The sequence below is a fragment of the Sphaerisporangium rubeum genome, assembly GCF_014207705.1.
GTDB classification, from domain to species: Bacteria; Actinomycetota; Actinomycetes; order Streptosporangiales; family Streptosporangiaceae; genus Sphaerisporangium; species Sphaerisporangium rubeum.
In genome coordinates this window covers 793,938-813,920 of the sequence record NZ_JACHIU010000001.1, presented here as the reverse complement: position 1 = coordinate 813,920, position 19,983 = coordinate 793,938, and the positions used below count along the sequence as shown (strand labels likewise).

Annotated in this window: 15 protein-coding genes; 10 read left to right on the top strand and 5 right to left on the bottom strand. The window is 65.7% G+C overall.

The window, feature by feature from the left end; all coding sequences use genetic code 11:
- The first annotated feature begins 120 nt into the window (after window positions 1-120).
- Window positions 121-1,380, top strand: a complete 1,260-nt coding sequence (locus tag BJ992_RS03170) for an ROK family protein (RefSeq protein ID WP_343072477.1) — start codon at window positions 121-123, stop codon at window positions 1,378-1,380.
- Between the two features lie 78 nt (window positions 1,381-1,458).
- Here the strand turns inward: BJ992_RS03170 and BJ992_RS03165 are convergent, their stop codons facing one another.
- Window positions 1,459-1,935, bottom strand: coding sequence for a hypothetical protein (locus BJ992_RS03165; RefSeq protein ID WP_184978450.1), 477 nt, complete (start codon window positions 1,933-1,935; stop codon window positions 1,459-1,461).
- A gap of 200 nt (window positions 1,936-2,135) precedes the next feature.
- The gene (locus BJ992_RS03160; RefSeq protein WP_184978449.1) at window positions 2,136-2,534 is read right to left on the bottom strand and encodes a winged helix-turn-helix transcriptional regulator; all 399 of its coding nucleotides are present in this window, start codon (window positions 2,532-2,534) and stop codon (window positions 2,136-2,138) included.
- Window positions 2,535-2,633: 99 nt separating this feature from the next.
- On the opposite strand from BJ992_RS03160, the gene BJ992_RS03155 reads away from it, so the two are divergent.
- Window positions 2,634-3,500 (top strand): SDR family oxidoreductase, encoded by an 867-nt coding sequence (locus BJ992_RS03155; RefSeq protein WP_184978448.1) that lies wholly within the window; start codon window positions 2,634-2,636, stop codon window positions 3,498-3,500.
- Window position 3,501: 1 nt separating this feature from the next.
- Here the strand turns inward: BJ992_RS03155 and BJ992_RS03150 are convergent, their stop codons facing one another.
- The gene (locus BJ992_RS03150; protein WP_343072960.1) at window positions 3,502-4,146 is read right to left on the bottom strand and encodes a TOPRIM nucleotidyl transferase/hydrolase domain-containing protein; all 645 of its coding nucleotides are present in this window, start codon (window positions 4,144-4,146) and stop codon (window positions 3,502-3,504) included.
- 75 nt (window positions 4,147-4,221) lie between these two features.
- Between BJ992_RS03150 and BJ992_RS33600 the strand changes: the two genes are divergently transcribed.
- The 5 genes from BJ992_RS33600 to BJ992_RS03125 all read left to right on the top strand — a co-directional run bounded on the left by BJ992_RS33600 (window position 4,222) and on the right by BJ992_RS03125 (window position 7,338).
- Window positions 4,222-4,620, top strand: coding sequence for an ATP-binding protein (locus BJ992_RS33600; RefSeq protein ID WP_184978446.1), 399 nt, complete (start codon window positions 4,222-4,224; stop codon window positions 4,618-4,620).
- A gap of 55 nt (window positions 4,621-4,675) precedes the next feature.
- On the top strand, window positions 4,676-5,926 hold the full coding sequence (locus tag BJ992_RS03140) for an AAA family ATPase (protein WP_184978445.1): 1,251 nt from the start codon (window positions 4,676-4,678) through the stop codon (window positions 5,924-5,926).
- 6 nt (window positions 5,927-5,932) lie between these two features.
- On the top strand, window positions 5,933-6,550 hold the full coding sequence (locus tag BJ992_RS03135; protein ID WP_184978444.1) for an RloB family protein: 618 nt from the start codon (window positions 5,933-5,935) through the stop codon (window positions 6,548-6,550).
- 169 nt (window positions 6,551-6,719) lie between these two features.
- Window positions 6,720-7,142 carry a DUF433 domain-containing protein gene (locus BJ992_RS03130; protein WP_343072476.1) on the top strand — a complete coding sequence of 141 codons (423 nt, stop codon included), beginning with the start codon at window positions 6,720-6,722 and terminating at the stop codon, window positions 7,140-7,142.
- On the top strand, window positions 7,123-7,338 hold the full coding sequence (locus BJ992_RS03125; protein WP_184978442.1) for a hypothetical protein: 216 nt from the start codon (window positions 7,123-7,125) through the stop codon (window positions 7,336-7,338). The genes BJ992_RS03130 and BJ992_RS03125 overlap by 20 nt, the downstream gene beginning before the upstream one ends.
- 28 nt (window positions 7,339-7,366) lie before the next feature.
- Here the strand turns inward: BJ992_RS03125 and BJ992_RS03120 are convergent, their stop codons facing one another.
- Window positions 7,367-7,909 (bottom strand): hypothetical protein, encoded by a 543-nt coding sequence (locus BJ992_RS03120; protein WP_184978441.1) that lies wholly within the window; start codon window positions 7,907-7,909, stop codon window positions 7,367-7,369.
- A 109-nt stretch (window positions 7,910-8,018) separates the two neighbouring features.
- The gene (locus BJ992_RS03115; protein WP_184978440.1) at window positions 8,019-13,280 is read right to left on the bottom strand and encodes a DUF4082 domain-containing protein; all 5,262 of its coding nucleotides are present in this window, start codon (window positions 13,278-13,280) and stop codon (window positions 8,019-8,021) included.
- Window positions 13,281-13,643: 363 nt separating this feature from the next.
- Here BJ992_RS03115 and drmA point away from each other — a divergent pair, with 363 nt between their 5' ends.
- The 3 genes from drmA to drmC are packed head-to-tail and all read left to right on the top strand — an operon-like array spanning window position 13,644 to window position 19,788.
- Window positions 13,644-17,159, top strand: coding sequence for a DISARM system helicase DrmA (gene drmA, locus BJ992_RS03110; protein ID WP_343072475.1), 3,516 nt, complete (start codon window positions 13,644-13,646; stop codon window positions 17,157-17,159).
- Entirely contained in the window at window positions 17,156-19,000 is a 1,845-nt protein-coding gene (gene drmB, locus BJ992_RS03105; RefSeq protein ID WP_184978438.1) for a DrmB family protein, read from the top strand. Before drmA ends, drmB begins: the two co-directional genes overlap by 4 nt.
- A complete protein-coding gene (gene drmC / locus BJ992_RS03100) occupies window positions 18,997-19,788 on the top strand; it encodes a DISARM system phospholipase D-like protein DrmC (RefSeq protein ID WP_184978437.1) in 792 nt (263 codons plus the stop codon). Before drmB ends, drmC begins: the two co-directional genes overlap by 4 nt.
- Window positions 19,789-19,983 lie beyond the last annotated feature (195 nt).

The following is a 19,983-nucleotide window of genomic DNA, read 5'->3' as shown; positions in this document are numbered from 1 at the left end:
TTTATTAATTCAACGAAAACATGCCGTAAATCGGTAGAAGCACTTCACAGGCGCGACGTGATCGCGGTACGTTCCACTGAAACGGCCGCACCGATCAGGCGCCGTGTCGAGGAGTGGTGGGTGAAGACGAACCGGCCGGAGACCCCGCACCAGGCGGCGCTGCTGCGCCTGCTGCAGGACGGACCACGCTCGCGGGCCGAGCTCGCGGACATCACCGCCGAACCCGCCACCCCCGCGGGTTCCCCCATGCCGACCTCCGGATCGGCCTACCCCCACTCGCGGCGCATGGCGCCGTGGCGCATGTCGAGATCGAAGCTCAACGCCGAACTCGACCGCCTCATGAAGATCGGCCTCATCGAGTCCGACGGCCTCGCGGCCTCCCGTGGTGGCCGCCGCTCCGGCCAGGTGCGCCTGTCGCGCGACATCCGCTTCGCCGGCATCGACATCGGCGCCACCTCCGTCGACGTGGCCGTGACCGACGGCGAGCTCACCGTGCTCGGCCACATGAGCGAGCCCTGCGACATCAGGTCCGGCCCGGCCCACGTACTCGACCGCGTGCTCACCCTTACCGCCAAACTCCGCGAACAGGGCCTGTTCACCCAGCTCCACGGCGCCGGCATCGGCGTACCCGGCCCCGTCAACTTCGCGGAAGGCGTCCCCGTCGTCCCCCCGATCATGCCGGGCTGGGACCGCTACCCCATGCGCGAGGCCATCAGCCACGAACTCGGCTGTCCCGCCATGCTCGACAACGACGTCAACATCATGGCACTCGGCGAACTGCACGCCGGCCTCGCCAGACAGGTCGACGACTTCCTCCTGGTCAAGATCGGCACCGGCATCGGCTGCGGCATAGTGGTGGACGGCAAGATCTACCGTGGCGTCTCAGGCAGCGCCGGCGACATCGGCCACATCCGCGTGGACGAACTCGGCCCCGTGTGCGCCTGCGGAAACACCGGCTGCCTGGAAGCCTACTTCGGCGGCGCCGCGCTGGCGGCCCAGGCCCAGATAGCGGCCCGCTCCGGCGCCTCCCCCTACCTGGCCGAACGCCTCGCCGCCACCGGCACCCTCACCGCCGAGGACGTCGCCTCCGCCGCCACCCAAGGCGACCCCGCCGCCATCCAACTCATCCGCGACGGCGGCCGCCGAGTAGGCCAGGTCCTCGCCGGCCTGGTGAGCTTCTTCAACCCCGGCCTGGTCATCATCGCCGGCGGAGTGGCCCGCCTCGGCCACGTCCTCCTGGCCGAGATACGAAGCGTCGTCTACCGCCGCTCCCTCCCCCTCGCCACCGGCAACCTCCCCATCATCCTCTCCGAACTGGAGGAATCCGCCGGCATAGTAGGCGCGGCCCGCCTCATCAGCGACCACGTCTACTCCGCCTGACCCCACCCGCGATGACCTCGTCGGCATGCGGAGGACGGGAACCTCCGTGGGAAAGCGCTTGGCTGTGCCTTCTGTGTGTCAGCTGACGATGCTGATGCCTGGCATGGGGCAGAGCATGTGGGGTTGGGGGGTGAAGTGTTTTTCGGCGGTCCAGGTGGCGGTCTTGCCTGGGGGGACGGTCACTCGGGTTTGTGCGTAGTCGAGGGTTGTGGCGTGCGTGGTGGTGAAGTGGACGATGATTTTGTAGGTCACGGGATGGTCGCCGGGGTTGGTGGCGGTGCCGGCGGCGGACCAGCCGCCGGGGATGGCGGCGCATTTGGTCTGGGTCACTCTGTCGCGGATGCCGGGGTTGTTGGCGATCTTGGTGGGGATGGGGTGCCGGGGGATGGCGGCGGGAGGGTTGGCCTGGGGGGTGGCGGGCTTGTCCGGTGGCGGGGTTGTGGTGGAGCAGGCTGTGAGGAGGGTGAGGGCGAGGAGTGCCACCAGGGTCGCCGTCAACTTCGAGGGTGCTGCTTCACTGATCACCGCAAGTGCTCCCGCCGCGTCGGTTGTCATGGGTCTCACCACCGGGGGAATACGGCGATCTTATTGCTTTCCCTGGTCAGAGGTGGTGAGCGTCGATCGGCGATTCCTTTGTCGAGGGTTGTGCGCTCGCTTGCCCCGAGGACGTACGCCGTGCCGGCGGGGACCGGGCCGGAAAAGCCACTCCGGCCGGGGTGAGAACTCCTCTTTCCACCAAGCGTGCGGGAAGGCTCTCAGCGTGCCTGCGGCTCGCGCCTCTGGTCGTACGCCTCGCGCGCGACCCCGATGGCGTCCACCTTGGCCTCCACCCAGCGCGCCAGCCCCCACACCTGCTCCGCGACCTCGCACCCCATCGGCGTGAGGGAGTAGTCGACACGAGGCGGGATGACCGGCCGCGCGTCCCGGTGGACGAACCCGTCGCGCTCCAGGGTCTGCAGGGTCTGGGCCAGCATCTTCTCGCTCACGCCGTCGATGTGCCTGCGCAGCTCACTGAACCGGAAGGACCGCTCGCGCAACGCGGCCAGCACCAGCACACCCCACCGGCTCGTCACGTGTTCGAGCACCAGCCGCGACGGACACGCGGCCCGGTTGACATCCGGCACCGGGGAGGACCCGTCCTCACTTACCTGCACAGCAGTACCTTACGCTGAAGTGGGTACTTACGAAAAGACCTGTGCCATCCCTAGGGTGAGCATGAGCGAACACTCACCACACCTTCATCGGGGGCAAGCATGGCCATAGTCATCACCGGCGCCACCGGCCACCTCGGCCGCCTGGTCATCACCCACCTGCTCGTCCGCGGCGTACCCGCCGACGACATCATCGCGATCGCACGCGACAAGGAGAAGGCCGCCGACCTGACCGCACGAGGAATACACGTCCACCTCGCCGACTACGACCACCCGGAAACCTTCACCGACGCCTTCCACCCCGGCGACCGTGTCCTGCTGATCTCGGCCCCCGTCCCCGGCAACCGCGCGGCACAACACCGAACAGTCATCGACGCCGCCGAAAAGGCCGACGTGGCACACCTCGCCTACACCAGCATCTTCGGCTCCCCCACCGCCGACTTCCTGTTGGCCCGCGAACACCAGGCCACCGAACAGTCGATCCTGGCCTCCGGCCTCCCCCACACCTTCCTGAGAAACAACTGGTACACCGAGATGTACCTGACCGACCTCCCCGGCCTCCTGGACCGCGGCGTCCTGATCTCCAACGCGCCGGAAGGCAGCCGCGTTGCCTCCGCTCCCCGCTCCGACTATGCCGAAGCCGCCGCCGTGGTCCTCACCACCGAAGGCCACCAAGCCAAGTCCTACGAACTAGGCGGCGACACCGCCTGGTCCTACGAGGAACTCACCGAAGAACTCACCCGCCAGTCCGGCCGAAAAGTCGTCCACACCTCACTCCCCGCCGCGGAACACAAGCAGATCCTGGTGAACGTAGGCCTCCCCGAACCCTTCGCCGAAGCCTTGGCCGACGCAGACGAAGCCATAGGCCGCGGCGCACTCTCCGCCACCCCCGGCGACCTCTCGACCCTCATCGGCCGACCCACCACCCCGATCCCCTCCGTCATCGCCACAGCCCTGACAGGTGCATAACTCAGGGACGGCAACGGCATTGAAGAATAGGAAGGGAGGCGAGCTCAGCAGCGAAGTCGACGGTCGCTTGCGGGAATGGTGGAGCGAAAAGGCAATCGGCGAACATCGCCGCATCAGCGTGTGCGGCAGCGGTCTTTCCGTCGAACAGGTCCGCGATCGCGGCTACAAGAGCCGTGGACCGATCCCTCACAGAGCTACCCCGCACGTGAAAATGCTGATCCAGCTCGGCCACCAAGCTCCCCGACTTCCAGGCAGGTGCCTGCTCGGTGTGCACACCGAGCCACTTCTCCAAGGCGCCGGCGAGACGAATGCCGCCGACGGTGGTGGAGCGCGGATCGTTGGCAGCGGCCCGTAGGGCCTGCCATGCCGCCTCGTCCCGGCAGGCTACCTTCTTGAGATCGTCACCTGTCCTGCCGTGCGCGTCACCGTCCCAGACCACCACGTGAGGAATCCGGAACAGCGACAGAGTCGTGGCGGCACGGTGCAGTTCGAACTTGCCGTGTGCGTCCAGCACCCCGACGTTGGCTCCGATCCCGTCCAGTAGGCCCATGGAACGCAGCCACATGAAGTACGCCAGGTCGCTATGGCCTTCCACGACGATCACACGGTCGGCGAAGAAGGCGGCGGCGGCGCGCTTCCCGTCCAGTTCGCTGAGCAGCCGGGCATGGCGCAGTTCCCGGGAACGGGCCGGCTTCTACTGCCGGAAACACTCATTGGACGCTTGGGTGTACCTGGAGCGCTCGTCGATGCGCGCGAGAGTGAGATCCACCGTCCGGGTAGGCAGGGAGGCGGCGGTCACCGTGTCACCGGAGCGGCGCAGCCCATAGTCCACACCGACTCCCCCACCATCACCGTCAAAGCCACCACCACCCCCACCGGCGACCTCCACATAGAAGTCACCGACAACGGCGCGGAAACCCTCCCCACCCTCCACCCCCAATCCCCCGACACCCCCTCCCTCTCCGGCCGAGGCATCCACCTCATCCGCACCCTCGCCACCCACTGGGGCTTCACCCAACAACCCGAGCAGTCCACCCTTTGGTTCGTCCTGTCCCCCTACGACGCGGTAGATCCCCATTCCACCGACACCACCGATGCGATCAGAGGCCTCCGCTCGTGAGAATCCGACGGAATCGCGCCTATGATGACGGCGAAGACGCAGGAAGGAGAGACAGTTGCTGATCCGCTTCGCAGTGTCGAACTTCCGCTCGATACTCGACCCCGTCGAACTCTCAATGGTCGCCATCGACCGAGACCGCCCCGCGGCCCGTCCAATGGCCCACCTGGGAGAAAGCCTCCTCCCCATAGCCGCCATCTACGGCCCGAACGCCTCCGGCAAGTCCAACGTCCTCGACGCGCTGTCATGGCTGGTGGCCGGCATTGAACTCTCGCATCGCTACTGGGATGACGAGATCCCCGTGGAGCCATTCGCCTTTTCTCGCGGCCAGGAACGTACGACGGAGTTCACGATTGACGCCGCCATATCCGGCATACGGCATGAATATACCGTAACACTAGACCGCCATGCCATACACCATGAGGCCCTATTTCACTACCCCAAGAAGAAGCGAAGGCTGGTATTCGAGAGAACCGGCAGCGCCATCAAATTTCAGAGAGGGTTCGGGAACCTATCCGGCGTACGCGGCCTGCTGTCGACACGCACCCTAGCGCTCTCGGCGGCTCGCCGTTTCGATGATCCGTTGATTTCGGATTTCACTCACGAACTACTCAATATCCAAGGACTATGGGCACAATTAGTGTCGGCAAGACGCGGCACTTTCACTCCCGATCATATCGAGCATGCTACACGCAATCTTTTCGCTGGCCTCTTCACTGATAACCAGACAACAATATCAAACGTTGAGAGAGCTAGACGCAGCCAAGCGATGGCTCTACTGAGGCTGGCTGATCTCGGAATCACCGGAGTGGCGGTTGGGCCACTTCATCTTGGATTTCCTCGCGATATCCGCCTCCTACATCAGGCCGAAGGCGAGGAGGATGTCGAACTAGACTTTCACATGGAATCAGAAGGAACGCAAAGGTGGTACTACCTGATAGGTCCCATTCTGAACGCTCTGAGGACTGGATCACTGTTGCTGTTCGACGAACTGGACGCGAGCCTGCATCCAACCTTGTGCACGGAGCTGATCCGACTTTTCCATGAACCTTCCACCAACCCCAAAGGCGCACAACTGATTTTCAGTTCGCACGACACCAGTCTACTCAACCACCTGAACCGAGATGAGGTCTGGTTGACTGAGAAGGGACCGGACGGTACGACCCGCCTAGGTGCACTTGCCGATTTCGCCGGCGAACGAGTACGCAGATCCCAGAACCTGGAGAAGGCGTACCTGCAAGGCCGTTTCGGCGCACTTCCTGAAGTAGACCGCGCCGAGTTCCTACGCGCTCTTGGACTGATCGGCTGATCCGGCATGCCATCACGCAGGACGGCGGCGAAAGGGCTCAAACGCACCACCGCGACCCGTCCGGAACGCAAGACGGTGGTCATATTCTGTGAGGGAAAAGCCTCTGAGCCGGACTACATCAGCGCATTGAAGCGCCTCCCCGCCATTCGAGCCAACACCGCGATAAACATAGAGATAGCCCCTGAATGGGGAGTTCCCCTTGAGCTGGTGAAGTGCGCGGTCGAGCGCAGCCAGGACGACGAGGTCGACGAATGCTGGTGCGTGTTCGACGTCGAATGGCCGCAGAACCACCCGAACCTCGCACCCGCCATCCGATTAGCCGAGAAGCACGGCATCCGTCTCGTCATATCGAACCCCTGCTTCGAGCTGTGGCTGATTCTGCACCACGAACGCCGGCACGCGTTCATGTCCACCAAGGACGCCGAACGCCGGAGCCGCGAACTCGACGGCAGGGAAGGAAAGCGCCTCGACGCCGACCGCTACATGGACCGACGCCACGTGGCGGCACGAAACGCCGCAGACCTCGCCGCACGCCATCAACGCGACGAAACCGCCTTCCCGCACGACAACCCCTCCACCAACATGCACGAATTACTCAAGGCGATAGAACCGAACTCCCCTTGAGCTGAAATCGACTTCCTTGCGATCGCGACCCGTCTCCGACGAGCCGAAAACGTCATACCGGGCCGAAGGGAGATCCGTGTCCTACAGTCCCCACCTCGCCGCGGCGCTGTCAGGTGCGACGCTCCGGCAGCTCGCTCACTGGCGCAGGCCCGCTCCAGGCCTTGAAGCCGTGCTGACGCCGCAGATCTCGCCTGTGCGTCCGGTCCTCTATTCCTTCGGCGACGTGGTAGCGATCAGTACCTTCGTCAGGCTGCGCGGCACGTCACCGCGGAAGGCGGACATCACCGTTCATCACTCGGTCGACGTCCTGCGGCCCTTCTATCGCGATGGCCGGCACATCCCCGATCTGCTCCGTCCACGCCGGCACGTGACCGTCGATCCGGCGGTCCGCGGCGGGGACCCCGTGATCGTCGGCACGCGCATCCCGTACGACGAGGTGACGGCCTTGTTGCGTGACGGCGTTCCGGCCGAGCGCGTCCGTGACTACTACCCGGCCGTCACGGCCCCGGCCGCGATCGACGCCGCCGACTTCGCCGATTACATCGACAGCTACGAGCCCTCCAGGGAAACGCGTGAGGCTGCTGCTGGATGAGAACGTCCCCATGCCGCTCCACCGGGTGCTCACCGCCTTCACCCGCAACCATGAGATCGATCATCTTCTTGAGCTGCCGGGCTGGTCGGGGACGCGTGACGAGAAGCCAGCGCCTGATCACATCGCGAGGAATCGTTCGGCACTGGGCCTCGCTTCGAGCACCGGCGAGGAAACGGCTCGTTGTGGATCTATCTAAACGGCATTGGAGGAGAACACCAGCGCTTTTATTCGTCTTCGGGAACTGCTGTATGCGTGGCTTGCACCCACTCCTCATCAACCGCGCCTTGGAACAGCGCCTCAGCAGTGATGATAGTGGCTAGAGCCCAATCCTCGTCCCACATTCCCTGTCCTGCCGGTGTGGCAGCGATCCAGCGTTCCACGCTCGCATAGTCAGGCACCGGATGAAATTCCCGATGGAATGGATCGAAGAAGGCGATGACCTGGCCTTTGTCAAGGTAGGTGACTCCTGGCGGTGCAGTGTCACTCCATTGCACGCTCAGGCATGGGCCGTGTTGAGCGAGCGCGAGCAGAGCTTCTCTGGTAGGGCAGCCATTTGGCTGGACGACGAGCGTCCCGTGGACGAGCCGCCCCGCGAATAAGCGGAACTCGTATAGATCGTCGAGATGGCCCGGTTGTGCATGCTCAGCTTGCATGTCGTAGGCAGCCAGCACGTCATGCAGCGATGTGGTCGTGCACCAGGTCAAGGTATCGGCGTAATCGAACTGCTCGTTGAACCACTCGAGATATTGCGCATCGATCATCGACACCGTCCGCCTTCCCTGTCCACAGCTTGGCTGTTCGCCAAGGCTAGCGGATCACCGACCTGCGGTCGTCCGCCGGCAGAGAGGCACCTGTCGGCAGACGACGCATGGTCGATCAGCTATCGCATTCAGGAAGAGGGTCTGGTCCGTCCGGTGCGGTGACGGTGGACGGAGGGGTTTGGCCCTTCGGAGTCACGTCCACCCAGAACGGGTCCCTTTCGAGAATACGATTCCAGATATACCAGTTCTTGAGTTTCGTGCCGGCGCTGCAGTTATCTGACCTCTCCACGATGGCCACAGAATAGTTGATGCCCGCGAACGCAGATCCCTGATGTGTGGAGGCGAAGGGATATTCGTCGCAGGAGGGAACTCTGATGCCGTTCGTCAAGAGCTTGTCGCATGCCTTGCTGGCGACTGCATAGTTTTGAGCTGCCACGCTCCCCGCTACCTTCCGATCGCTCGTGCTCCGAGTCAGACATCCGACCATACTCGCGCAACCACGATCAAAGACATTAAGCCTCCCCGGAATCCTCTTGGTTTGCCCAGGGAACTTAGGCTCCGTTTCCTGTGAATTGTAGAGAGCTTTCCAGATGTGCGCCGCCACCTGCTCGGATCGCTTTTCGTTGCCGTTCAGCGTCCAGGTCGGCCGCAAGCTCCAGGTGACGCAGCCAGCCGAGAAGTACTTGACCTGGGGTGAACTATCGCAGCGGAATTGCACCCGCTCGTCGTCCAGCAAACCGGTCCTCTTCTCGGGTTCGCTGGTCTGCGGGTAGTACACCGAGGGCTGGATGCCGCAATAACCAATATAATCGGGTGCGGAGAAGTTGGACTTAGGTGACGTGAGAGTTATTTGCCGGTCTTGTCCTAGCGTCCAGCCGACTGCCGTGCCGGAGATCCCGTTCGGTTTGTCAGAGGTGCAGGTATTGGTGTTATTGACATGCACGGAAATGGGACGAGAAGGGGCATCGGTACCGAAAGTCCCAGGGCTGAATCTGTCCACTCTGATCCAAACTTTCATCTGGCGACTGTCGGTGCCTGGCATACCTCGCGCCTCTGTTCTATTTGGGTATCCCACATACGTGTGCACCACGATGCTGATACGCGCGCTCCACAAGCCCGTTCGTATCTCGTTGATCTTTCTCTCTTCACCGATAATGCCGGCATAACAGACGTTGAAAGAATTTTTGTTCCATCGATAGGTCCAGTCAGAACTAGGACGGCTGTTCTGACAGTCTTCCTGGCTTATACGGTCATACGGGAATTCCCTACCTGCCGCCGCCTGGACGGCCTGTGCGTCGGATGACGCCGTTCGCATCAGTCCGGCGGCGTCTCCGATGGGGGTACTCATGTCGGCTTGGATTTGAGCGGCATTTTGGACGATGTTGTAGATGCGCACTTCGTCGATAATCCCGCTGAAGTATTCGCCCCAGAGGGTGTCACCGCCGATGTGGAGGGCTCCATCGTCAAGTTGAAGATCACCGCTGATGGCAGCTTCGCCAACCTGGTTGCCATTGACATACATGCGGGCGGTGGAGCCGTCATAGGTGGTCGCGATATGGCTCCATTGGTTGAGCGGCAGCTCTGTTGTCCCTTGGACTGTTTCTGCTGTCGCCCCTTCTGATAGGAACCCACCGGAGGGAGCTGTAATCACGGGTTCACCGGAGACGACCCAGCGTGTCAAGTCTGAGGCGAAGTTCACATCGACCCAGTAGTTGCCGCCACCGTAGGTGCTGATGGGGAACTGGGAGGATGTGCCGTAGGCGTAAACGCCGTTGCCGCCGTACACCTCCGTGGTGGCCGGGGCGTGCAGGGGAGGGCTGTCGGTGGCCGTGGCGAAGTAGTTGGCGTCGAACCCGTAGTGTCCGGCAGGGGCGAAGTAGGACGCCACATATGTCGTTCCTGAAGTCACCCGAACCGGTGCGGCGAAGCTGAGCGTCTGCCACCCGGATTCGGTCTCACCCGTGAACGTCCCGGTCGCCAGATTCTGCCCGGAGGCGGTCCACAGGTTCCCGACATGCTCCCCGGTGTTCCCCGGCCCCTTGTAGAACCGAACCCCCGTAATGAAACCAGGCTGGTCAACCGTGAACTTCACCCCCAACTCCAACGAGTCAGGATCGCTGGAGGCCACACTCCCCGGCACCGCCGCCGCACCGAACAGGTGCGTGGTGCTCACCGTTGGCAGAGCGGGATCGGGTTGGCCCTGGTTGGGAACGAACTCGACATCCACCCAGTAATTGCCTCCGCGATAACTGCCGGACGGCATCTGGGAGGATGCGCCGTAGGCGTAGACACCGTTGCCGCCATGGACCTCCGTGGTGGCCGGGGCGTGCAACGGAGGGCTGTCGGTGGCCGTACTGAAGAAATTGTCGTTGAACGAGTAGTGCCCGGCAGGAGCGAAGTAAGACGCTACATATGTCGTACCAGGAACCACCTGAACCGGCGCGGCGAAGGTAAGCGTCTGCCATCCCGACGCGGTCTCGTCAGCGAAGGTCCCAGTCGCCAGATTCTGCCCGGAGGCGGTCCACAGGTTCCCGACATGTTCTCCGGTGTTCCCCGGCCCCTTGTAGAACCGAACCCCCGTGATGAGGCCAGGCTGGTCGACGGTGAACTTCACCCCCAGCTCCAACGAGTCGGACTCATCGACCGCCGCAACCTCCGGGGTGGCCGTGCCGGCGAAAAGGTGTGCGGGGGCGCTCCCGGACACGTTGACCGCCTTGAAGACAGTCCTGACCCCGTGCGCGTCAGTGTGGGTGAACTGGGTGGGTGAATCCTCGACCACTTTGGACGCGTCGGCAGGGTCAGAGTCACGCTTGTAGATGCCGTCCGTCTGCCGGGTGTAGGTGAGCTGAGCGCCGTTCGTGCCGGTGAACAGCACATACCCATTGTCGGAGTGACTCTCGAATGTCATGCCCGACACCAGCGAGCTGCCGTTGGAAGCGTATAGCCCATAGGATGCGCCAGCTTTGTGATCTTTCGTCACCACGGCACGCCAGTCACCGGTGGCGGTGGGCTTGACCCATGCCGACAGGGTCGCCCCGTTCGTCAGATGCAGTGATTCGGCGTCGTTGACGGTGACCCAGCTAGAGGCACCATTGAACGACATTGCCTGCTCGTACTTGCCGGGGACCCAAATGGTGTCGCGTGCCTGACCGTTGTTGCTCTTGCTGGACGCGTCACCCACCGATGATCCGGTGCCCTCGTTCATGCCGTACGCCGCGACCAAGCCCGCAACCGGAGCAGTGGTTGTCGTGGTGAAGCTCCAAGTGTACGGGGCCGCCATGACGTTGCCTTCCACGTCCTTGGCGCCGCTGACCTCGGCCGTATAAGTGGCGGACAGGGCAAGCGCTTGCGCCGACACGAAGGTCATAGACGGGCCCTGGAAGGTCAGTTCGCCTTGTACCGGCGTCCCTGCGGCGTCTTTGAGAACGAACGTGGGGCTGGAGATGGGCTTGTCGAAAGTCACCCGTATGGCAGCTGAGGTCGGGACGTCTATGGCGTTGGCGGCAGGGTCGGTGGAGACGACCACCGGCCGGTCCGGCGTGTAGATCGCTTCATCTGGATCCAACTCCGCCAGCCAGTCTTCCCGACCCACCTCCTCTACAGGGTAAAAACCGAATCCGGAGTCCTGTACGAAGGCCTGCTTGGCATCCTCGCGCAGTGCGCGCGTCTGCTCCGCGCTGAGCTCAGGCAGGACTGGGTTGTCGGCCCGATCCACCAGATGCGCTTCGACTTCACCGGCGGTGGGAGGAGTGCCGTCAGTAGGGCCGGGAATGAAGAATCCTTGTATCTGTTCAATCGCAGGCTCGAAGTCGACGAGGAGTAGCGGCTGGTGACGCTGTCCCTCGCAGAGTATGCCGCCGTTGCAGATGGTGTATTCGGTGGTCCGGTAACGGCGCCAGTTGGTGATGTCGGACTCGTTGGCCGCGGCCAGCTGGAAGCCGTAGTTGGGCTGACCATCGGCCCAGGCTTGAGTGATGGCGTTGACTGAGTGGATAAGGTCCCACTCCTTCTTGGCCCAGCTGGCAGCGCCATTCGTGCAGTCCGGACTGTAGGCACCCGTTTCCGTGTTGGCACCGGTGGAGGTCACCGTCGGCTGGTTGTCCCAGGTCAGCGATCCAGGGGTCCAGCTGCTGGTGATCCGGCGGGCTGTGATGCCGGATCCGACGGGCTTCCCGCAGTCATTCGACAGGTGGTTCCACAACACCAGGTCGGCGTTTGTGACCGTGCCACCACGCAGTAAGGAGCCGGTGGGAATGTCCTCGAAGCGGATGTAGCTGCGCCAGCGGACCGCACCAGAGTTGGACTTGCCCGCCAGAATGCGATCCAAGAGTTGATTGTCACGGCTTGTGGGGTATGCGTCATTGTTGACGAAGGTGTCGGAGGCCACGGTGCCTTCCCACCAGGCGGAGGAGGCGGCGGTCACCATGACGGGGTAGGTGACGGCCGGGTCGGCCAGGTAGCCGGCGTCGGGGGTGAGCACCAAGGTAGAGCCGCCCTCGGTCTTGTCCAAGCTCGTGGTGGCCTGGCCAACCTTGCCCGCATCCGGTCCACTGCTGCCTTCAGCAGCTACCGCATCCAGCATCATCGTTGTGGAGATGTCAAGGACCTGCTCCTGCTTCCCCTTGCTGTTGTTCCTGATCAGCTCGGTCTTGCCAGAATCGGTCTTGAAAGCGAATCCTTCAGGCAGATCGACCGGTACCCGCAAAGTCAGTGGCTTGGCGGGCCGCTGCCGGATGACGATCTGCTGACGGAACCCAGTCGGGGTAGCCGTGACGACAAGATCGATGCCGTCCCCGTAGGCGGAGGTGTACTCCGCGCGACTGCCTGATAGGCGTGGAGCGGGAAGCTTCGCCGGGGCGAAGAGCTGGACCTTGGCGTCCTTGCCATCACGCTTGGCGGGCTCGGTGATGGCGGTCAGAAGGTCGGTCTTGCCGCCATTCGACAAGGCCAGCTCCGACTTTGCTGTCCGCGGCTTGACCATGTTGCCCTGCATGACCAACGTCGTGTCAATCGGCTCCCAGACATCGTTACGCATCACGCGAACGGGCTCGGTGGACATTTCCATGTGCAGGGTCTTGCCGTCAGGGTTGGCGAATATGGTCGAGTTCTCAGTGCGGTAGGCGGGGATCTCGATCCGCTTGTTCTGCTCTTTGGCCTCGGCTTTGGCGATCTCAACGGGGCTTGTGCCGGTCGCTCGCTGTGGCGTCAGAGGGGGTTTCTGCGGATCGGCGAGCGCGGGAGAGGTCAGCATCGACGCCAAGAAGACGATGGCCGTAATGACGGCAGTGACGCGCCGTATTCGCGCAGGCACGCCAGCATTTGCTCGTTGTAAATTCACTCCGGCCTTTCTGGTGGGAAGGCAAAACGGAGTGATCATCACATAAGATCTACGTGAAGTATAGATCGACGACCCCCGTGACCAGCGCGGGGGTCGACTGCCAAGTCCTGCCCCGACTCCTCATCCCCGCCGCCAACGCCGTCGATCACGTTCTCGCCTGGTTCCACCACCGGCGTCTCCACCGAACGAGAGTCCTAACTCAGCCACTACCGCAACCGCGGCCACGCCATCCAAAGAAATCTACGGATGTGATACATGGACCGACGCCACGCGGCGGCACGACACGCCGCAGACCTCGCCGAACGCCACCAACGCGACGGAATTGCCTTCCCCTCACAACAACCCTTCCGCGCTCAGCGATCGTGAAGCGGAATGTCGGCCGGGACGCCTAGAGTCGGGGCTGTGGCACAGGTAGCGGTGGGTGGGTCGGTGCTCGTGGCGCCGGACGCGGCGGTGATCCGGGACGAGTTGCAGCGGCTGGTCGTCGATGATCTGCATGGGCCGTACGGGGACGAGGTCGAGGAGTTCGACGAGGATCCGCTCGACCGTTATCTCCTTGGACGGCTGGCGCCGAGTGGCACGCAGGTGCCGCCGGAGGAGATGGACGAGTTGGCCGGCTCCGAGGCGGCGGCGCCTGGGGAGGGGGATCCGGAGCCGTCGGCGCCTAATGTGCCGAGTCTGGCGGCGTCGGCGCTCGGGTTCTCGTGTTTCGTGGCGGGGGACGTCGAGCGGCTGGCGGTGACCGGCAGGTGGGCCCGGCACGAACGGGCCCCGTCCGAGATGACGGGACGCAGGGTGTGGCGGCGGGTGCCGATGGCCGGCACGGGTGGGGTGACGTTGCGTGAAGGCAGGCTGGTGCCGGTGCATCTGCACGGCGACCTGCCTGAGGTCGTGGTCGAGGGCCGGGCTCTGCGGCACGGCGGCGGGTGGCTGGTGTCGTTGTTCCTGGTCAACACGCAGCGGTGGACACCGGAGCGGCGGGCCGACCGGTGGGTGTTCCAGGCGGCGCTGACGGTCACGGGGGTCGACGGCGCGCCGGTATTCCTGCCTCGGCCGCAACGCGAGTCGGGTGGGGACGACGGGGACCGGGCCGAGCAGCGGCGGCTGGCGATGGCGTACCGCATGACACCGGAGTTCGCGGTCGGTCACGGGGTCGCGGTGCAGTGGACCTGCGCGGACGGCGACCCGATGCGCGCGGTCGAGATCCGCTCGGCGGCCGTACCTGAGTACGAGATCCCGTTCACCGACGTGCCGGACGCCGGGAAGGACCCCGATCTGCCTGAGCTGGCCGATCTGGTGCTGGAGATGAAGCGGCTGGCGGAGCTGGCCGATGGGCCGGCGGAGGATCTGACGGCGCTCACGGCGGGGCTCGCGCCGCTGGTCACCGGGTACCGTGCCTGGATCGACCGGGCCGAGGAGTCCGCAGGCGACCCCGCGCGTCACCTGGCCGATTACCGGCCCGAGGTGCGGAGCACGCTCGCCGCGGCGCGCAGGGCCGCCGACCGGATCGAGCGCGGTGCGCGGCTGCTGCGCACGGACCCGGTCGCGCGGCGCGCGTTCGCGTTCGCGTTCGCCAACCACGCGATGCATTTGCAGCGGGTGCACACGCTGGCCGGAGGGCTGCGGCGCGCGGACGACCGGCTGTCGCTCGCGGAGGCCGTCGCGCGGGCCGAGCGGCAGGAGACGCCGCGCTGGCGGCCGTTCCAGCTCGCGTTCCTGCTGCTCAACCTGCCGTCGCTGGCCGATCCGCTGCATCCGGAGCGGTCCGCCGACCGGGACAAGGCGGTGGCCGACCTGCTGTGGTTCCCCACCGGTGGCGGTAAGACCGAGGCGTATCTCGGCCTGACGGCGTTCACGCTCGCCGCGCGGCGGCTGCAACCGGCGCTCGGCGGCCTGCGGGCCGACGACGGGGTGGCGGTGCTGATGCGGTACACACTGCGGCTGCTCACCATCCAGCAGTTCCAGCGGGCCGCGGCGTTGATCTGCGCGTGCGAGACGCTGCGGCGCGCCGACGAGGACGTGTGGGGCCGCACACCGTTCCGTGTCGGCCTGTGGGTGGGGGGCCGGGTGACCCCCAACACCACGGAGAAGGCCGCCGAGGCCGTCAAGGAGCTGCGCGGCGGCCGGGGGGTGCGCGGGTCGGGGGGGTCGCCGCACCAGCTCACGTCGTGTCCGTGGTGCGGCTCCACGATCGAGCCGGGTAAGGACATCCAGGTGGACGCCGTGCGGGGCCGCACGCTGATCCACTGTCCCGACGTGTTCTGTCCGTTCAGCGCGTGGACCGGTCAGCAGGAGGGGCTGCCGGTCCTGGTGGTCGACGAGGAGATCTACCGGCTGCTTCCCTCGCTGGTCATCGGTACCGTGGACAAGTTCGCGCAACTCGCCTGGAAGGGACAGACGGCGACGCTGTTCGGACGGCCCACGCTGCGCTGCGAACGGCACGGCCACCTGACCGACGACCTCGCGCGGACGGTGTGCGAGAGCCGTACCGGACACGTCGCCAAAGGCTCGGCGCCGGCGGCGCGGATCGTCCCGGCGGTGCGGCTGCGACCGCCTGACCTGATCGTCCAGGACGAGCTGCACCTGATCTCCGGGCCGCTCGGCTCGCTCACCGGGCTGTACGAGACGGCGGTGGACCGGCTCGCGTCCTTCGAAGGCAGGCCCGGTGAGCGGGTCAGGCCCAAGGTGATCGCGTCCACGGCGACGGTGCGGCGCGCGGCGCGGCAGATCGACGCGCTGTTCTACCGGCCCACCGAGGTGTTCCCGCCGCCGGGCCTCGACGCGGGGGACAACTTCTTCTCCAGGCGGCGGGACGTCTCGGTGCGGCCGGGACGCCGGTACGTCGGCATCTGCGCGCACGGTGTGCGCATCAGGTCCACGCTGATCCGGGTGTACGTCGCGGTGCTCGGCGCCGCGCAGAAGCTGCACGACACCTACGGCCACAACGAGGTCACCGACCCCTACATGACGCTGGTCGGCTACTTCAACAGCCTGCGGGACCTCGGCGGCATGCGGCGCCTCGTCGAGGACGACATCTCGACCCGGCTGGCCCGCGCCGACGAGCGGGGCCTCGCGCGCCGGTACGACCCCGCGCTGCGTGAGCTGACGTCGCGGCTGTCGTCCGGTGACATCCCCGAGGTCCTGGACGGGCTCGGCGTGCCGTTCACCGGCACACGTGCCAGAGGTGAGCGGCGGCCCATCGACGTGCTGCTCGCCACCAACATGATCGCGGTCGGGGTGGACGTGCCGCGCCTCGGAGTCATGGTGGTGGCCAACCAGCCGAAGTCCACCGCCGAGTACATCCAGGCGACCAGCCGGGTCGGCCGTGTCGCGCCGGGGCTGGTGTTCACCGTCTACAACTGGTCCCGGCCGCGTGACCTGTCGCACTACGAGACGTTCGGCCAGTTCCACGGCACCGTGTACCGGCATGTGGAGGCGCTGTCGGTGACGCCGTTCGCGCCGCGTGCCGTGGACCGTGGGCTCACGGGGCTGCTCGTCGCGCTGATCAGGGACCTGGAAGGCACCTACAACGCCAACGACGCGGCGCAGAGGTTCGACCGGCACAGTGAACTCGCCGACCACGTGGTGATGTTCCTCAAACGCCGGGCCGGTGAGGTGGCCAGCGACAGGGAGGTGGAGCGGCAGGTCGAGGACCAGCTTCTGTCCCGGCTCGACCACTGGGACCGCAGGCGCAGGGAACCCGGCACGCGGCTCGCGTACGCCAAGCCGCCACGCGCCGACGACGTGGTGGGGCTGCTGCGCAAACCCGAGGAAGGGCCGTGGGGGCTCGCCTCGTGTCCCACTTCGCTGCGTGACGTGGAGCCGGGTATCCGGCTGCTGCTGCTTCCCGACCCGGGGACCGGCGAGCTGCGGGACTTCGAGGCGGCCCCGGCGGCCGAGTCAGGAGACGACACGTGACGACGACCGCCTCGGGGCCGCTGCGGGTCGGTGAGCTGCGGCCGAGCCAGTTGCTGCACACCTACGGCGTGGGCTCGGTGCTCGACCTGCCGAACCTGTCGGTCACGGTGCTCGGGCTGGACTTCTGGGAACGGTCACGGTCGGCGGAGGTGACCGAGGACCGGCTGCTGGCCGCCGTGCGCGCCAGGCTCGGCGACCAGGTGGAGCACCTGCGCATGCCGCCGTACCTGCCGGAAACCGGGGACGTGTTCGACGAGTGGGCCCGTGTCGGGGTTCCGGTGACGCTGTTCCCCCAGTGGTTGCGGTGCTCCCGGGTCCAGTGCAACCGGCTGGCGCCGGCGTCGTCCGGTGTGTTCGAGCTGGTGCAGAACGCCTACCAGCCGGAGAAGACGCGGTACGTACACGGCTGCAAGGGACAAGGCGGAAGCCGGCCGGTGGCGGTGCCGGCGCGGTTCGTGCTGGCCTGCGAGAGCGGTCATCTGGACGACTTCCCGTGGGCCTTCTTCGTGCACCGGGGTGTCCTGCCACCCGCCGACGAGCCGCACACTTACCGGCTGCGGGAACGCGGCACGTCCGGCGAGGCGGCCAACGTCTACGTCGAGTGCTCCTGCGGGGTCAATGCGCGGGCCATGTCGGAGGCATACGGCGAAAAGGCCGAACGCAACCTCCCAGGATGCCGCGGCAGGCACCCGCATCTCGGCACCGCGGACGGCTGCACAACGGCTACCCGCACGCTCGCGCTCGGCGCCACCAACACGTGGTTCGCGATGCAGTTGCGGGTCTTCAGCCTGCCGCGTGCGCGTACCGGGCTCGACCAGATGGTGAAGCAGTACTGGGGTCAGCTCGAACTGCTCGCGTCGCTGGACGCCGGTGTGGCCAAGCAACTGATGCGGACCCAGTCGTGCTGGCCGGAGCTGGAGCAGTACGGCGCCGACGCGGTGTGGAAGGCGATCGTCCGGTACGCCGGCGTCCATGAGGGGGAGGCCGCCGCCGACCCGCTCGACCTGCGCGGCCCCGAGTGGCAGGCGTTCACCGCCGACACCGGCACCGAGTTGCGTGACTTCACCACCCGGCGCGGCAGGACACCGCCTGGCACGGGTGACTGGCTCGCCGGTGTCACGCTGGTGCCGCGGCTGCGCGAGGTGGCCGCGCTGTACGGCTTCACCCGCATCGACGCGCCGGAGTGGGGGGTGGTCGACGGCTCCGAACCCGGCCGTGCGCCGCTGTCGGTGGCGCCGCCGACGTGGGTGCCGTGTGCCGAGACCCGCGGCGAAGGCATCTTCCTCAGGTTCTCCGAGGAAAACCTGCGCCGCTGGGAGGAACGTCGCGAGGTCGAGCGGCGGGTCCGCCAACTGACCACCGCGCACGACACGTGGCGGCGGCAACGGCGCCTGCCGCCGGGTCGTTTCCCCGGCGCGCGTTACCTGCTGCTGCACACCTTCGCTCACGTCCTGATCAGGGAGTTCGCTCTGGAATGCGGCTACGGCGCCTCCGGCATCGGTGAGCGCGTCTACGCCGATCCCGACCGCGAGATGGCCGGTGTGCTGCTGTACACCGCCGCACCCGACAGCGAAGGCACCCTCGGCGGCCTGGTGTCGCTCGGCCACCACGACCGTCTCGGCACCTTGATCGAGCAGGCGCTGGACGCGGCACGCCTGTGCAGCTCCGACCCGCTGTGCGCCGGCCACGACCCGCGGACCCACGGCCGGCTGTACGGCGCCGCGTGCCACGCCTGCCTGTTCGCCGCCGAGACCTCCTGCGAACGCGGCAACCACTACCTCGACCGGTCTCTGCTCGTGGACACCATCCTCGGTGGCGGCGCCGGTTTCTTCCCGCCATGACCGGCCATCTCAGCCAGACGATCGCGGCCCTGGCCACGGACCTGCCGCTCTCCCATCTCAAGGCCTGGGTCACCCTTCTTCGGACCGCCGAAACCCCCGACGGTGTGCTCCCCCGCCTGATCGAGTCCCGTCCCTCCGCCTCGCCCCAGGCGATCCGCCTGGTGGACGCCTGGCGACGCCACGCACCTGAGGTATCCGGCTCCGGCGTGGCACTCGCCTTGGAGGCCGCCACTCGCGTCCACGTAACGGAGTCCGCGCGCCGTCCCTCCGTCGTGGTCAGCGGCCCCACCACCGAGGCCGTCCCCGTCCGCCTCACCGTCTCCGCCGTCACCGAGATCGTGCGCGCCGCCAAGGAATCGCTGCTGGTGGTGAGTTACGCCGCGTACGGCGTCCATGAGGTCGCGGAGGAACTCGCCGCCGCAGCGGATCGCGGCGTCCGCGTGGACCTCGTACTGGAGACGGCCGCCGAGGAAGGCGGCACCCTCAGAGGCCCCTCCAGCGCCGACGCCTTCCGATTACTCACCGGCAAGGCCACCTTCTGGACCTGGCCCCCCGCTCGCCGACCCCAAGGCGCCGCACTCCACGCCAAGCTCCTCGCCGCCGACACCACTACCGTCCTCCTCGGCAGCGCCAACCTCACCACCCGCGCTCTCATGTCCAACATCGAGATCGGCGTCATCCTCCGCGACCCCGCCACGGTGTCCCGCATCGTCACCCATCTGCGCGCCTTGATGCGGCCGGACGTAGGCCTCCTGGTAGCGACGGACCGGCCGCCGTTCTCAAGGTGACAGGGCCGGCGACCGAGTTCGGCACGCCAGATCGGACAGCCCCAAATGACATCGCCTAATAGATTTATTTCAGGATTTGTCCAAATTCAAGATTTATACCGTGACTGCGAGAGCACTTCACATTCCCCCGACCATCGCCGTCTCGAAAAGATTTTCGACGCGAGGCGTTCGGCGTCATTAGCCGGAAAAATGTCG